This is a genomic window from Streptomyces callyspongiae, assembly GCF_047200695.1.
In the GTDB taxonomy this organism is placed as follows: domain Bacteria; phylum Actinomycetota; class Actinomycetes; order Streptomycetales; family Streptomycetaceae; genus Streptomyces.
On sequence record NZ_JBJZOM010000012.1, the window covers coordinates 23,098 to 37,048 of the forward strand.

Annotated in this window: 16 protein-coding genes; 7 read left to right on the forward strand and 9 right to left on the reverse strand. The window is 72.4% G+C overall.

Translation table 11 applies throughout. The features are described from left to right. Positions 1 to 47: 47 nt before the first annotated feature. The 3 genes from tyrS to ACL06G_RS13595 all read left to right on the forward strand — a co-directional run bounded on the left by tyrS (position 48) and on the right by ACL06G_RS13595 (position 2,391). Positions 48 to 1,457 carry a tyrosine--tRNA ligase gene (tyrS, locus tag ACL06G_RS13585; RefSeq protein ID WP_412786019.1) on the forward strand — a complete coding sequence of 470 codons (1,410 nt, stop codon included), beginning with the start codon at positions 48 to 50 and terminating at the stop codon, positions 1,455 to 1,457. Positions 1,458 to 1,573: 116 nt separating this feature from the next. Then, positions 1,574 to 1,927 (forward strand): DUF3099 domain-containing protein, encoded by a 354-nt coding sequence (locus ACL06G_RS13590; RefSeq protein WP_412786155.1) that lies wholly within the window; start codon positions 1,574 to 1,576, stop codon positions 1,925 to 1,927. Positions 1,928 to 2,127: 200 nt separating this feature from the next. Continuing rightward, on the forward strand, positions 2,128 to 2,391 hold the full coding sequence (locus ACL06G_RS13595) for a hypothetical protein (RefSeq protein WP_412786020.1): 264 nt from the start codon (positions 2,128 to 2,130) through the stop codon (positions 2,389 to 2,391). A gap of 22 nt (positions 2,392 to 2,413) precedes the next feature. Here the strand turns inward: ACL06G_RS13595 and moaA are convergent, their stop codons facing one another. Continuing rightward, on the reverse strand, positions 2,414 to 3,403 hold the full coding sequence (gene moaA / locus ACL06G_RS13600; RefSeq protein WP_412786021.1) for a GTP 3',8-cyclase MoaA: 990 nt from the start codon (positions 3,401 to 3,403) through the stop codon (positions 2,414 to 2,416). A gap of 320 nt (positions 3,404 to 3,723) precedes the next feature. On the opposite strand from moaA, the gene ACL06G_RS13605 reads away from it, so the two are divergent. The 4 genes from ACL06G_RS13605 (at position 3,724) to ACL06G_RS13620 (ending at position 8,130) form a co-directional block, all read left to right on the forward strand. Continuing rightward, a complete protein-coding gene (locus tag ACL06G_RS13605) occupies positions 3,724 to 5,283 on the forward strand; it encodes a S8 family peptidase (RefSeq protein WP_412835938.1) in 1,560 nt (519 codons plus the stop codon). A gap of 134 nt (positions 5,284 to 5,417) precedes the next feature. Then, positions 5,418 to 6,473, forward strand: coding sequence for a DEDDh family exonuclease (locus ACL06G_RS13610; RefSeq protein WP_412786023.1), 1,056 nt, complete (start codon positions 5,418 to 5,420; stop codon positions 6,471 to 6,473). Positions 6,474 to 6,498: 25 nt separating this feature from the next. Beyond that, positions 6,499 to 7,341: an SURF1 family cytochrome oxidase biogenesis protein gene (locus ACL06G_RS13615; protein ID WP_412786024.1), complete on the forward strand. Its 843-nt coding sequence runs from the start codon at positions 6,499 to 6,501 to the stop codon at positions 7,339 to 7,341. A 30-nt stretch (positions 7,342 to 7,371) separates the two neighbouring features. Next, positions 7,372 to 8,130 (forward strand): SDR family oxidoreductase, encoded by a 759-nt coding sequence (locus ACL06G_RS13620; protein ID WP_412786025.1) that lies wholly within the window; start codon positions 7,372 to 7,374, stop codon positions 8,128 to 8,130. A gap of 48 nt (positions 8,131 to 8,178) precedes the next feature. On the opposite strand, the gene amaP is transcribed toward ACL06G_RS13620, so the two are convergent. The 8 genes from amaP to ACL06G_RS13660 form a co-directional block, all read right to left on the reverse strand. Beyond that, the gene (amaP, locus tag ACL06G_RS13625; RefSeq protein ID WP_412786026.1) at positions 8,179 to 8,790 is read right to left on the reverse strand and encodes an alkaline shock response membrane anchor protein AmaP; all 612 of its coding nucleotides are present in this window, start codon (positions 8,788 to 8,790) and stop codon (positions 8,179 to 8,181) included. Next, positions 8,787 to 9,446, reverse strand: coding sequence for a DUF6286 domain-containing protein (locus tag ACL06G_RS13630; protein WP_412786156.1), 660 nt, complete (start codon positions 9,444 to 9,446; stop codon positions 8,787 to 8,789). Before ACL06G_RS13630 ends, amaP begins: the two co-directional genes overlap by 4 nt. Positions 9,447 to 9,511: 65 nt before the next feature. Then, on the reverse strand, positions 9,512 to 9,910 hold the full coding sequence (locus ACL06G_RS13635) for an Asp23/Gls24 family envelope stress response protein (protein ID WP_412786027.1): 399 nt from the start codon (positions 9,908 to 9,910) through the stop codon (positions 9,512 to 9,514). Then, positions 9,907 to 10,110, reverse strand: a complete 204-nt coding sequence (locus tag ACL06G_RS13640; protein WP_412786028.1) for a hypothetical protein — start codon at positions 10,108 to 10,110, stop codon at positions 9,907 to 9,909. The genes ACL06G_RS13635 and ACL06G_RS13640 overlap by 4 nt, the downstream gene beginning before the upstream one ends. 33 nt (positions 10,111 to 10,143) lie before the next feature. Further along, positions 10,144 to 10,638 (reverse strand): Asp23/Gls24 family envelope stress response protein, encoded by a 495-nt coding sequence (locus tag ACL06G_RS13645; RefSeq protein WP_412786029.1) that lies wholly within the window; start codon positions 10,636 to 10,638, stop codon positions 10,144 to 10,146. A 133-nt stretch (positions 10,639 to 10,771) separates the two neighbouring features. After that, positions 10,772 to 11,557 (reverse strand): enoyl-CoA hydratase/isomerase family protein, encoded by a 786-nt coding sequence (locus ACL06G_RS13650; protein WP_412786030.1) that lies wholly within the window; start codon positions 11,555 to 11,557, stop codon positions 10,772 to 10,774. A gap of 120 nt (positions 11,558 to 11,677) precedes the next feature. Next, positions 11,678 to 11,899 carry a helix-turn-helix domain-containing protein gene (locus tag ACL06G_RS13655; RefSeq protein ID WP_412786031.1) on the reverse strand — a complete coding sequence of 74 codons (222 nt, stop codon included), beginning with the start codon at positions 11,897 to 11,899 and terminating at the stop codon, positions 11,678 to 11,680. 278 nt (positions 11,900 to 12,177) lie between these two features. Then, positions 12,178 to 13,776 carry an ABC-F family ATP-binding cassette domain-containing protein gene (locus ACL06G_RS13660; protein WP_412786032.1) on the reverse strand — a complete coding sequence of 533 codons (1,599 nt, stop codon included), beginning with the start codon at positions 13,774 to 13,776 and terminating at the stop codon, positions 12,178 to 12,180. Positions 13,777 to 13,951 lie beyond the last annotated feature (175 nt).

Consider the following 13,951-nt stretch of genomic DNA (forward strand, 5'->3'; position numbering starts at 1 on the left):
AGACTTTCCCCGCGCCCATCCGACCACCGATCCGTTAGGCAACCGACGTGACACGCCTCGGCGACTCCGTGCAGCGTGCCGGCACCCTGCTGGCACAGGACCTCTCTTCCGACTCCACCGTGGAGCAGTTGCTCGCGGAGACCGGATCGCGGCGGTCCCTGGATCTGAGCGACCTGTCGGCGAAGGAGCAGGCGGCACTGATCGCCGCCCGCACGGTGGACCTGCTTCCGTCGGAGGAGAAGCTCGCCGAGGAGATCGAGGCCCGGCGGGCCGCGGGCGGGGCGCTGCACGTGAAGCTGGGCATCGACCCGACAGCCACCGACATCCACCTGGGGCACGCGGTGCCCATCATCGTCCTCAGCCGCTTCCAGCGGATGGGCCACGAGGTCACCCTGATCATCGGGGACATCACCGCCAAGATCGGCGACCCGTCGGGCCGGACCGCCGAGCGTCCGCCACTGACGGATGCGGACATCGCGCGGAATCTCGCCGGGTACCGCGATCAGGTGCGGCCGTTCTTCGACTTCGAGAAGGTGCGTTTCCGCCACAACAGCGAGTGGCTCGAGGAGATCACGCTGCCCCGACTGATCGGCATCCTGTCGCAGATCCCGGCGTCCCAGCTGCTCCAGCGGGAGGATTTCCGCAACCGCCTGGCGGCCGGCTCCGGCCTGACGATGTCCGAGTTGATCTACCCGGTCGCGATGGCCATCGATTCGGCGGAGATCGAGGCGGGCATCGAACTCGGCGGTGTCGACCAGCTGCTGAACATGCAGATGGGCCGCAAGATCATGGAGGTCTACGGCCAGCAGCCGCAACTGGTCGCGACGATGCCGCTGATCGAGGGCACCGACGGCAGCGGCGCGAAGATGTCGAAGTCGAAGGGCAACTACATCGCGCTGACGGCCACGCCGGAGGACGTGTTCGGCAGGATCATGTCCATCCCGGACCGCCTCATGGCCCCGTACCTGCGCGCCTGGACCGAGTGGACGGACCAGGAGATCGACGCCGCCCTCGCCCGCGTCGAGGCGCGCACTCTGCATCCGATGGACCTGAAGAAGGTGCTGGCCGGAGAGGTCGTGGCGGCGCTTCACGGACGGGAGGCCGCCATGCGGGCCCGGGCCGGGTTCGTCGCCCAGTTCTCGAAGAAGTCCTTCACGGAGGTGGAGGCGCTGCCCTCGCTGAGCATGGGCGAGCACGGCGGCGAGGGCATCGCGGCCCTGCTCACTGGCGTGCTGGAGTTCACGCCGAGCGCCTCCGCGGCGCGCCGTCTGGCGAAGCAGAAGGCGCTGCGGCTGGTGGTGGAGACCGAAGAGGGACAGCAGACGGTGGTGCTTCCGGAGGCGGACGCCCTGCGTCCGCTCGGCGAGGTGGTCGCGGAGAAGCTGGCGGAGGCCGGCGTGGAGGGTTCGGTCTACCTCAAGGCGGGCCGCAAGCTCGCACGGGTCAGCGGGCGCTAGGACTCCCGTCACGACGCCCCTCGCGCCCGGTCGGCTTCGTCGTGCCGGTGGGTGCGGCGTACCGTGGGAGGAGCCGGGGACACAAGGTTCTCGGGCCAGGTCAGGGGTGAGGCGTGCTGCGGAGGCGCGGGAGTTCCGAGGTCCACCGGATCACCGGTGCGCGGCGGAGTCTGGCCGACGACGTGCGCGGACGGCAGCGACGCTATGTGATCTCCATGCTCGTCCGCACGCTGGCGGTGATCCTCACGGTGGTGCTGTGGAACGTGGAGCGTCCCCTCGCGGTGATCACGCTGGTGCTGGGTGCCGTGCTCCCGTACGTGGCCGTGGTGATCGCCAATGCGGGCCGGGAGCGCGCCCCCGGCCTTCCGTCGACCTTCGTCTCCGGCGGCCCCACGCACCCGGTGCTCGGCCCAGGGGATCAGCAGGAACGGCGCGATGACCCCAACGAAAGCTCCACGGAGGATCGTTGAGTCCCGCGGGCGCGCAAAGCGAAGGGAAAAGGTGCGGGGAATAACGCGGTTCCGGTGCCCTGCGACGGGGCCCGCGTGCCATACTTCAGGGGCGCTCCGCACCCCCCGTCGGAGCGATGGACCGACGCCGGGCGGCTCCCCCCGTGGCCGCCCGGCGTCGCTGTGCGTTCCTCCGTTCGTGGTGTTGGATGGTGGGCGTGATGTCTGAGCGTGACCAGGAAACCCCCATCTGCTCCGCCAAGGGCTGCCGTGCGCCCGCGGTGTGGGTGCTGGCGTGGAACAACCCGAAGGTGCACACCCCCGACCGGCGGAAGACGTGGCTGGCCTGTGACGAGCACAGGGAGCACCTGTCCTCGTTCCTGGGCATGCGCGGTTTCCTCAAGGACGTCGTCCACTTCCCGGAGTGGGAGGCGGCGCAGCGGGACCCGGAGGGCTTCACGCCGCCGGAGGGCGGGGCCTCCTGACGTTCCCTCTCCCGAGGCGGCTTCAGCCGCCGATGGCGGACATGGGGCGGTCGGGCTGGACGAAGGAGGGGTCGTCGATTCCGGCACCGGCCTTCTTGCCCCACATGGCCTGCTCCCACAGGCGCGCCACCGTGGCGTCGTCCGCGCCCTCGCGCATCGCGCCGCGCAGGTCGGTCTCCTCCTGTGCGAACAGGCAGGTGCGGACCTGCCCGTCGGCCGTCAGTCGGGTGCGGTCGCAGGCGCGGCAGAAAGGGCGGGTGACCGAGGCGATGACCCCCACCCGGTGGGGGCCGCCGTCGACCAGCCAGCGCTCCGCGGGTGCGGAACCCCGCTCCTGCTCTCCCTCGGGGGTGAGCGTGAAGCGTGTACGGAGCGCGGCGAGGATGTCCCCCGCTGTGATCATTCCGTCGCGGTGCCAGCCGTGCTGGGCGTCCAGCGGCATCTGTTCGATGAACCGCAGTTCGTAGTCGTTCCGGACGGCCCAGGCGAGAAGTTCGGGGGCCTCGTCGTCGTTGAGCTCGGGCATGAGGACGGAATTGACCTTCACCGGTGCGAGTCCCGCGGACCGCGCGGCCTCCAGCCCCCGGAGCACGTCCGCGTGCCGCTTGCGGCGCGTCATGCGCTGGAAGACGTCGGGGCGGAGGGTGTCCAGGGAGACGTTCACCCGGTCGAGGCCAGCATCGCGCAGTGCACCCGCGGTCCGCTCCAGTCCGATGCCGTTGGTGGTCAGCGAGAGCTCCGGTCGCGGGTCGAGAGCGGCGCAGCGCTCGACGATTCCGGCCAGTCCGGGCCGCAGCAGCGGCTCACCGCCGGTGAAGCGGACCTCGGTCACCCCCAGCCGGGTGACGGCGATCCGGACGAGTCGCACGATCTCGTCGTCCTCGAGCAGTTGCGGCTTGGCGAGCCATGCGAGTCCCTCTTCGGGCATGCAGTAGGTGCAGCGCAGGTTGCACCGGTCGGTGAGCGACACGCGCAGGTCGGTGGCGACCCGGTCGTAGGTGTCGAGCAGCATGAGGGCGGCCCTTCCACGGGGACTTCCATTGTCTCGCAGCGTGCTCCGCAGCGTACGCGAGCAGTCCGACAGTCAACAGTTCGTTGAACATGCCCGGCCACGGCGGTGCCTCCGACGCCGGGACGGAGGAAGGAACTCCAGTTCCCTGTTGATTCCTCCGATGATCCTGGTATCGATCAGCCGCAGTACCCGGAAACGCGGAGACGCACACCCGCACACCCCGCCGCACAGCGGACAGGTTTTCGCGTTCGACCCCGACAACGCACCCGAAAGGGCTAACTTCCTTCCGAAGACGCCCCATTCGATCGAGATGGAGACCCATGCGCTCACCACTGTCCCGCCGCCGACACGTGCTGGCCGTGCCCCTCGGCCTGGCGCTCACCGCCGCACTGGCCGTGCTCCCCGGCGCGTCGACCGCTCTGGCCGAGCAGAAACCGGCCGCGGCGGAGGGCGACACCTTCAGCTACGTCGTCAACACCGGCACCGACGCGGCGACGATCGGCCGGGTGGAGGAAGCGGTCGCGGACGCCGGTGGCACCGTCGTGACCACCTACGACCGGATCGGTGTCGTCGTCGCCCACTCGGCCCGGCCCGGTTTCGCCGACCGGATGCGTACCGTCGACGGCGTCGACTCGGCCGGAGCCACCCGCACCGCACCGCTCCGGGCCGCGGCCACGACGGACGTCGGCGAACCGCAGTACCTCCCGGACCCGCAGGGGCGCGCGGCCGCCCTGGCCGAGCGCCGGTCCGGGGCGGGCGGCGCGCCGCGCCCCGGAGCCGCCGCGGAGGAGCCGCTGGAGGCACTGCAGTGGAACCTCCCGGCCATCAAGGCGGACCGGGCCCACGCCGTCGGCGACGGACGACGCGGCGTCACCGTCGCGGTCGTCGACACCGGGGTGGACGACACGCACCCCGATCTCCGGCGCAACTTCGCCCGCGGGAAGTCCGCCAGCTGCGTGGGCGGCGTGGCCGACACCTCGCGCGGTGCGTGGCGCCCCTTCGAGGAGGGCGGCCACTACCACGGCACCCATGTCGCGGGCACCATCGCCGCCCCGCGCAACGGGGTCGGCATCGCCGGCGTCGCCCCCGGCGTGCGCGTGGCCTCCATCAAGGTCGCCGAACAGCACACCAGCCTCTTCTACACCGAGGCCGTGGTCTGCGCCTTCGTCTTCGCGGCCGAGCACGGCATCGACGTGACGAACAACAGCTATTACACCGACCCCTGGCTCTACAACTGCCCGGAGCACGAGGACCAGGCGGCACTGCTGGAAGCCGTGGGCCGGGCCTCCGCCTACGCGGAGGACCACGGCGTGCTCAACGTGGCCTCCGCGGGCAACTCCGCCCAGGACCTGGCGGCGGACGAACTCCTCGACGACACCAGCCCGGACGACTCCACTCCCGTGGAGCGGACGGTGGACCCCTCGCGGTGCCTGGACCTGCCGACGCAGCTCCCCGGAGTGGTGACCGTGTCGGCCACCGGTTCGCACACACTGAAGTCCTACTACTCCAACTACGGCGACCGGGTCGTGGACGTGGCGGCACCGGGCGGGGACAAGTACCAGATCCCCGGCGGCGAAGCGACCAACGGGCGGGTGCTCTCCACCATGCCGAACGGGGAGTACGCCTTCCTCCAGGGCACGTCCATGGCCGCACCGCACGTCGCCGGTGTGGCGGCACTCCTCAGGAGCGCGCACCCGCACGCCACACCGCGGGAGATCCAGTGGCGGATGAAGGTCGGAGCGGACAACCCCGGTTGCCCGCAGGACCCGTACGACCCGGACGGCGACGGCGAGGTGACGGCCGAGTGCACCGGGACCGACCGGGTCAACAGCTTCTACGGCTGGGGCGTCGTCGACGCGCTGGACGCGATCCGGCGGTGACACCCCGGGGCGGACGGCCGACCGCCCGCCCCGGCCCGGTACTCGGGCACGGCGGCCGCTGACCGGGCGTCAGCAGCCGCCGTTCCCGGGCGGGGTCGCGACCCTGTCAGCCCCGGCCCGTATCCTCTGTGACCATGCTCGAAGACCAGACGGCGCGCCAGGACGAGGGGACGCGGACGCTCCGGGTGCCCGCGCAATCGGCCCACGGCTCCGCAACCGCCGGTTCCGGCGAGGAGTTCTGGCCTCCCGGCTACCCCGACGGCTACGCGGTGGTGGACGTGGAGACCACCGGGCTCCGCCGGGACGACCGCATAGTCTCCGCGGCCGTCTATCGCCTCGACGCCCGCGGGGAGATGCAGGACCACTGGTACTCCGCCGTCAATCCGCAGCGCGACCCGGGGCCGACGTGGATCCACGGGCTGACGTCGGAGGTGCTGGCGGACGCGCCGCTGTTCCACGAGATCGCCGAACCGCTCGCGGAACGACTCGCCGGCCGCGTCCTCGTGGCGCACAACGCGCTCTTCGACTGGTCGATGATCGCCCGTGAGTACGCCCGCGCGGGCCGGGAGGCACCGGTCCGACGCCGGCTGTGCACCATAGCGCTGGCGAAGGAACTGGGACTTCCCCTCCCGAACCACCGGCTGGAGTCACTGGCAGCGCACTACGGAGTGGTGCAGGAGCAGGCCCACCACGCGCTGGACGACGCACGCGTGCTCGCCGAGACCTTCCGCCCCAGCCTCCACCGGGCCGCACGGGAGGGTGTGCGCCTGCCGCTGCTCGCCTGCCTGCCGCCGTCCGTGCCCGCCGACGGCGAGGCAGCCGCAGGTGCGGGACGCCCCCGCCCGTACGCCGTCGGCTGGCGCCCCTCCCGCAGGCGGCCTGCCTGCCCGTACCCCAACCCCGGACGCTTCGAGCCGGGCGGCCGGCTGGTCCAGGGCATGCGGGTGGCGATCTCCGGCGACACCTCGACGGAGCGGGAACTCCTGGAGGACCGGGCGATCGATGCGGGCCTGCACATCGCCACCAGTGTCTCCCGACGCACCTCGCTCGTGGTGAGCAACGACCGCAGGGCGGTGACGGCCAAGGTGACCCGGGCCCACACCTTCGGTACCCCGGTGATCGACGAGCCCGAGTTCAGCCGGCTGCTGGAGGACGTCGCCCCCGCGCCGGACCCGCTCCCGGGAGGCTGACCTGCTGCCGGTACCGTCGGTGGGCGTGTACCGCTTGCGTTTCCTGCTGTCACGGCAGTGGGTACTCCTGACACTGCTCGCCCTGGCTCTCGTCCCCGCGATGATCGAGCTGGGGTTCTGGCAGCTGCACCGGCACCAGGCGCGGGTGGAGCACAACACGCTCGTCGCACGGAGTCTCGCCGCGCGCCCCGTCCCGGTGGACGAACTGGCGGGTGTCGGCCGCGACCCGGCCCGCAAGGACTGGTTCCGGAGCGTCACCGCGACCGGGCACTACGCGACGGACGACGAGGTCGTGGTGCGCCAGCGCACGGCTTCCGACGGACGGTCCATCGGCTATTTCGTGCTGACGCCCCTGATCAGGTCCGACGGGGCGGCACTGCTCGTCAACCGCGGCTGGATCCCGGCGGGGGGCGATCTCACCGAGTTTCCCGACGTCCCCCCGCCTCCGCGCGGCAGGGTCACCGTCACGGGGCGCCTCATGGCCGACGAGACCACCCGGGCCAGCGGCATCAAGGACAAACCGGGACTGCCCGACCGGCAGGTCATGCTGATCAACAGCGACACCCGGTCGAAAGCCCTCGGACGGCCCCTCGTGGACGGCTACGTCCAACTGACGGCCTCCTCGCCCGAACCCGGGGGTTCCGGCCCCGAGCGGCTGCCCGAACCGGATCACGACAGCATCGGGCCCCACATGGCGTACGCCGTGCAGTGGTGGCTGTTCGCCGCGGCCGTACCCGTGGGCTGGACGATCCTGGTCCGGCGCGAGCTCCGCGACCGCGCGCTGCCCGCCCAGCGGAGCGGCGGCACGCCCGCGGGCCCGGGGCCCGTACCCACGGCAGCTGCCGGGGACGCACGCCCGCCGGAATGAGCACGGCGCCGATGCGTCACACTGTGCGCCATGGATCTTGGCTTGAAGGACCGCGTCTTCGTCGTCACGGGCGCCACCCGGGGTCTCGGGTTCGCCACCGCCGAACAACTCGTCGCCGAAGGGGCGAAGGTCGTCGTCACCGGCCGCACCGAGGAGGCTGCCTCCGCCGCCGCGGAGCGTCTGGGCGCCGCCTCCGCAGCCCCGGTCGCCGCGGACAACGCGGACCCCGCGACGGCGGGGCGCCTGGTGGAGGCGGCGCGTTCCCGCTTCGGACGGTTCGACGGGGTACTCGTGAGCGTCGGCGGACCGCCCGCCGGACCGGCCGAGTCGATCACGGACGAGCAGTGGCAGGCCGCGTTCGACAGCGTGTTCCTGGGAGCCGTCCGGCTCGCACGCACCGCTGCCGGCGCCCTGGACGAGGGCGGAGTGATCGGTTTCGTGCTCTCCGCCTCGGTACACGAGCCGATCTCCGGCCTCACCGTCTCCAACGGCCTGCGCCCGGGGCTGGCGGGCTACGCGAAGACACTCGCGGACGAGGTCGGCCCGCGCGGCATCCGGGTGCTGGGGCTGGCTCCGGGGCGCATCGACACCGACCGGGTGCGCGAGCTGGACGCCCTCGGGGGCGACGCGGAGGCCTCCCGGCGACGGAGCGAGAGCGCCATCCCGCTGCGTCGGTACGGCGCGCCGGAGGAGTTCGGGCGCACTGCGGCCTTCCTCCTCTCCCCCGCCGCCTCGTACCTGACTGGCGTGGTCGTCCCGGTCGACGGCGGGGCCCGGCGGGGTCTGTGACGGCGCCCCGGTCCGTCCGGGCGTGTGACGCCCACGCGGTGCGAACCGTCAGGTGACCCGTTCGGCCCGGTGACGTCGTCCGCTCAGCCGCACCTCGGCGGGGAGGGCGTCGAGCCCCGCGGAGGTGCGGGCGGCCTCCAGTGCGTCGTCGTGCAGGCGGCGGAGGGTCGTCACGGGGTCGGCATGCGGTTCGAGCCGCACGTTCAACCGCACCTGCGGCGCGGCCCTGCGGCCCAGCAGTCTCACGCGGGCCCGGTTCGCGCCGGGCAGCGACTCGGCCTCGGCGGCCAGCACGTCGGCGAGCGCACGGCCCCGCAGCAGGGCGCCCTCGCCCTCGCCGGTGTCGACCAGGACCTCGCCGAGCCTGCGCCGACGCAGCTGTGCGAGGAACCACCAGAGGAAGAGCAGCACGAGCACCGCCGAGGAGGCGATGACGACGGGCCACCACCAGCCCTCGGCCCGGTAGCGGGTACGGTCCGCGTCGGTGAGCAGCACGTCGTCCGGTCCGGCCCACGGCCATCCCGAACCGAGGTCGTAGCCCCACCGGCGCCGCAGGTCCAGGGCGCCGGCCAGGACTGCCAGCCCCAGCCCGAGCAGCAGCAGCCCGAACACGCCCAGCAGCACCCGGTTGACGATCCGCAGCACGCCGCTCCCTCTCATCGTTTCGGCCGCCTCACGGTCACCTTCAGCCGGTGGCGGCGCGCCGTCCCGAGCTGTCCGACACCCTCGCGCAGCGCGGCGTCGAGATCGGCACGGACCTCGTCGAGGTCCCGGAAGTGGCAGTCGGCACGCGCCCTGACGCGGCGCCGCCCCACCCGGACACGCACCGCCTGGACGCCCGCGACCGCCATGGCCCGGTCCCGCAGCACCAGCGCGGCCGCGGAGCGTTCCAGTCCGGCACGCAGCCCAGCGCGTTCCCGTCTCATCGGGAGCAGCCCGCGGAGTCCGGGAGTCACGGCGCCCAGCAGCAGCCACAGGCCGAGCACCGCGGAGACGACGGCTCCCGTCAGCACCCACACGTCGTCCAGCGGGCGGGCGGCGAGCTCGTCGGCGAGGAAGCGCCGCCATCTCATGCCGGGACGGTCCAGGCGCACCGCCACCACGTCGTACAGCAGCAGGCCCGTGCCGGCGGCCAGGACGGCCGCCACCGGAGCGGCGGGGAGCCGCCGCGTCGACCAGAAGCGCCGCGCCCGCTCGTCCCGGCCGTCCCCGCGCGGGGTGTAGGCGGCCTCCGAACGGTCCTGGTCCAGATCACCGGCACCGGCCGGCGGGGCGTCGTCGGCGGCGGCTCCGGCTGTACGGGAAGCCTTCTCCAGAGTGGGTGTCCCCCGGGTGGTCGCGTCGTCGTGGTCTGCTCCGGGTGCTCCCGGTTCTTCGTCCGTCACCGGGTCCTCCCCGAGGCGTCACCGTCCAGGTGTGCCGAACGCAGCCGATCCACCCGCACCGCCACTTCCGTCACGTCCATTCCGGTGAGTTCACCTACCCGCTCGGCGACGTGCCGACGCACGGCGCCGCACTGCCCGCCGATGTCGGACGGATAGCCGAGCCGGAGCACGACCCGCACCCGGGCCGAGCCGCGCCGTACATCGGCTTCGGCCCGCGGGCGGTTCCCCTCGCCCCGCGGCACGGACGCAGCGTCGGGACCGGAGCGGAGCGCCTCCCGGGCCGCCTGCTCGGCGATGCCGGCGACTGCGCGGCCGGCGATCGAGGTGACTCCTCGTTCCCCGGCCGGAACGGGCCGCGCCGGGGCGTCGGTGTCCGCGGGCCGGCGCCCGGTCACCGCGGCCTGCGCCGACCGCCGTCGCCCGTGCCGCGGCCGCGGAAGAACTCACCGGCGTCCAGGTCACCCTCCAGGAAGCGCCCGGCGACGTACCCCACGGCGCCGAGCGCCGCCACCAGGAGGAAGGCCCCGAACCCACCGAACCAGCCGGCGAACCCCAGGGCCATCCCGGCGATCATGCCGACCACCGCCATGCTCATCCCGTGCTCCTCCGCTCGCTGTGGACCACCCCGTCACTGGACACGCGACCGGTTGCCCGGCTCTCCGTCCTCGTCGTCGGTCTCGTCGGGCAGCTTCACGTCGCTGACCGCGATGTTCACCTCGACGACCTCCAGGCCCGTCATCCGCTCCACGGCGTCGATGACGTTGGTGCGGACGGAATCCGCGACCTCGAGGATCGCGAAGCCGTACTCGACGACGATCTCGAGGTCGAGTGCCGTCTGGACCTCTCCGACCTCGGCCTTGACGCCACGGCTGACGGACCTGGCACTGCCGGGCACGCGTTCCCGCATCGCGCCGAAGGTCCGGGCGAAGCCGCCGCCCATCGCATGGACGCCGACCACGTCTCGTGCGGCGAGGCCGGCGATCTTCTCGACGACGCCGTCGGCGATGGTGGTGCGGCCCCGGTCACCGGAGGAGACGCCCTTCCTGCCGAGGGGCTGCTGCGTGTTGGCGCCGGGCGAGGCACTCCTCGCTTCCGCCGGGGCGCGGGACTCCGTCTCGGTCATCGGCTCCACTCCGTCGTGAGAGGTGGGGGCGGGCGGTCCCGCCGGGACTCTCACGGTAGGCGTTCGGAGACGCCGGCACCGGGTGACGGACCCGAACGTGTGAGGCCCGGCGGGACCGCCCGCCCCGGTTCCGTCAGTCGGAGAGTCCGGCGAGGTCGCGCAGCCGGCGGGTCTGTGCGGCGCGCTCGGCGGCGTACTGCTCCTCGGGGGTACGGCCGCCCGCACCGGCGAGCAGCGCCTTGGTCTCGACGACCGCGTCGCGGGGTGCGGCGAGGAGCGCGGCGGCCAGATCGTCGACGGTCGCCTCCAGCTCGGCCGCGGGCACCGTGATGGTGGCCAGCCCGGTGCGCTCCGCCTCCGCCGCATGCACGAAGCGTCCGGTGGCGCAGATCTCCAGGGCGCGGCCGTACCCGACGAGGTCCACCAGCGGCCTGGTGCCGGTGAGGTCGGGAACCAGGCCCAGACTGGTCTCGCGCATGGCGAACTGGACGTCGTCGGCGCAGACGCGCAGGTCGCAGGCGAGGGCGAGCTGGAATCCCGCCCCGATGGCGTGCCCCTGCACGGCGGCGACCGTGACGAGGTCCGCCCGGCGCCACCAGGTGAATGCCTGTTGGTACTCGGCGATGACGCCGTCGACGTACGCGTCCGACTCCCGTGCCATGTCGAGGAACGAGGGTTCGCCCTCGAACCCCTCGGGAGTGAAGGCCTGGCGGTCCAGCCCCGCGGAGAAGGACTTGCCCTCACCGCGCAGCACGACCACGCGTACCGTCCCGGGCAGCCTTCGCCCGGCTTCGGCCAGCATGCGCCACATCGCGGGCGACTGCGCGTTGCGCTTGTCCGGCACGGTCAGTGCGACCGTGGCGGTCGCGCCGTCCACGGTGAGGCGCACACCGTCCTTGTCCAGCAGGGTTTCGGTCATCGGTCATCCTCCGGTGGCCACTCGCAGTTGAGTAAACCGCAGAGTAACCACCGGCACCGTGGGCCGGTCACCCAGGGCTGACGAGGGCGGCAGCAGCGGTCCGGTGCGCCGGGCGGCGCCTCAGGAGGACGACGTCCTCTTGCCCCGGGTCGCCCCGCCGCGTCCGCGCAACGTCACTCCGGACTCGCTGAGCATCCGGTGGACGAACCCGTAGGAGCGGCCCGTCTCCTCGGCCAGCGCCCTGATGCTCGCACCGGAGTCGTACTTCTTCTTGAGGTCTGCCGCGAGCTTCTCGCGCGCAGGGCCGGTCACCCGGCTGCCCTTCTTCAGAGTCTCGGCCACCCGTGCCTCCTCGTGGAAGTGCGCTCTGTGACTCCCATGATCACCCCTCCGCTCACTTCTGGCCACCCATTCGGCAAAGACCGTGCAATCCCGTCGGCAGGGCGGGAGCCCGGCCAAATCGGCGGTGCCGGACACGGGCCCGTGCCACCGTGCGCCCCGGCCCGGGGCGCGTCGGCACCGGGCCGGGGCGGGCGACGCGGTGGGACACGCCGGGAGTACCGGTCCGACTCACCCGGAGGAGGGAGCGGATGTGGTCCGATCGGCCGATGCGTGCCTGGTCAAGCCAGGGCCACGAGGTCCGCGTACTCCTCGCCCCACAGGTCCTCGACGCCGTCGGGGAGCAGGATGATCCGCTCCGGGGACAGCGCGTCGACGGCTCCCTCGTCGTGGGTGACGAGCACGACGGCGCCGGTGAAGCTCTTCAGCGCGCCGAGGATCTCCTCGCGGCTCGCCGGGTCGAGGTTGTTGGTCGGCTCGTCGAGCAGCAGCACGTTGGCGGAGGAGACGACGAGGGTGGCCAGCGCCAGTCGGGTCTTCTCACCTCCGGAGAGCACCCCGGCCGGCTTGTCCACGTCGTCGCCGGAGAAGAGGAAGGACCCCAGTGTCTTGCGGATGTCGACCAGGTCCATGTCGGGAGCGGAGGACCGCATGTTCTCCAGCACGGTGCGGTCGGGGTCCAGGGTCTCGTGCTCCTGGGCGTAGTACCCCAGCTTGAGTCCGTGGCCGGGGGTGACCTCGCCGGTGTCCGGCTCCTCCGCTCCGGCCAGGAGGCGGAGCAGCGTCGTCTTGCCGGCACCGTTGAGGCCGAGGATGACCACGCGCGAGCCGCGGTCGATGGCCAGGTCCACGTCGGTGAAGATCTCCAGGGAACCGTACGACTTGGACAGTCCCCGGGCCATGAGCGGGGTCTTGCCGCAGGGCGCGGGGTCGGGGAACCGCAGCTTGGCGACCTTGTCCGCCCGGCGTTCGTCCTCCAGCCCGGAGAGCAGCTTCTCGGCGCGGCGGGCCATGTTCTGCGCCGCAACCGCCTTGGTGGCCTTGGCCCGCATCTTGTCGGCCTGCGTGTTGAGGGCGGCGGCCTTCTTCTCCGCGTTGGCCCGCTCCCGCCTGCGCCGCTTCTCGTCCGCCTCCCGCTGGGCGAGGTACTGCTTCCAGCCCATGTTGTAGAGGTCGATGCAGGACCGGTTGGCGTCGAGGTAGAAAACCTTGTTGACGACCGTCTCGACGAGGTTGATGTCGTGGGAGATGACGACGAGGCCGCCGCGGTAGGTCTTGAGGAAGTCGCGGAGCCACAGGACGGAGTCCGCGTCGAGGTGGTTCGTCGGCTCGTCGAGCAGCAGGGTGTCGGCGTCGGAGAACAGGATCCGGGCGAGTTCGACGCGGCGACGCTGCCCGCCGGACAGCGTGTGCAGAGGCTGCCCGAGCACGCGGTCGGGCAGCCCCAGGCTGGCGGCGATGGTGGCGGCCTCGGCTTCGGCGGCGTAGCCGCCCTTGGTGAGGAACTCCGTCTCGAGCCGTTCGTACTTCTTCATGGCCCGCTCGCGGGTGGCGCCCTTGCCGTTCGACATGCGGTCCTCGTTCTCCCGCATCCGGCGGATGACGGTGTCGAGGCCGCGGGCGGAGAGGATGCGGTCGCTGGCGAGCACGTCCAGGTCCCCGGTCCGGGGGTCCTGCGGGAGGTAGCCGACCTCGCCCGAGCGGGAGATGGTGCCGGCCGTGGGGAGGGCCTCGCCCGCGAGGCACTTGGTCATCGTGGTCTTGCCGGCACCGTTGCGGCCGACCAGGCCGATACGGTCCCCGCGGGCGATGCGGAACGAGGCGGACTCGACGAGGACCCGGGCGCCGGCGCGCAGCTCGAGTCCGGAGACGGTGATCACGGAATGCTCCAGGGCAAGGGAGGACGGACGTACGTGCAGGTCTGAGGACGGCCGGAACGGCCCGGGCGCACGGCCGCTAATGCACAAGGAGGTAAGGCATGCGCGCCAGTCTACCGGCGGACGGCAAGGAGGTTTCCCGCCCCCGCGGGCGCCCCGGCCCGGACGCCGCCCGCAG

Coding starts and splice junctions, on each gene's coding strand:
- ACL06G_RS13595 (WP_412786020.1), top strand. CDS start 2,128: ATGTCTGAGCGTGACCAGGAAACCCCCATCTGCTCCGCCAAGGGCTGC.
- moaA (WP_412786021.1), bottom strand. CDS start 3,403: ATGCTGCTCGACACCTACGACCGGGTCGCCACCGACCTGCGCGTGTCG.
- ACL06G_RS13605 (WP_412835938.1), top strand. CDS start 3,724: ATGCGCTCACCACTGTCCCGCCGCCGACACGTGCTGGCCGTGCCCCTC.
- ACL06G_RS13610 (WP_412786023.1), top strand. CDS start 5,418: ATGCTCGAAGACCAGACGGCGCGCCAGGACGAGGGGACGCGGACGCTC.
- ACL06G_RS13620 (WP_412786025.1), top strand. CDS start 7,372: ATGGATCTTGGCTTGAAGGACCGCGTCTTCGTCGTCACGGGCGCCACC.
- amaP (WP_412786026.1), bottom strand. CDS start 8,790: ATGAGAGGGAGCGGCGTGCTGCGGATCGTCAACCGGGTGCTGCTGGGC.
- ACL06G_RS13640 (WP_412786028.1), bottom strand. CDS start 10,110: ATGAGCATGGCGGTGGTCGGCATGATCGCCGGGATGGCCCTGGGGTTC.
- ACL06G_RS13645 (WP_412786029.1), bottom strand. CDS start 10,638: ATGACCGAGACGGAGTCCCGCGCCCCGGCGGAAGCGAGGAGTGCCTCG.
- ACL06G_RS13650 (WP_412786030.1), bottom strand. CDS start 11,557: ATGACCGAAACCCTGCTGGACAAGGACGGTGTGCGCCTCACCGTGGAC.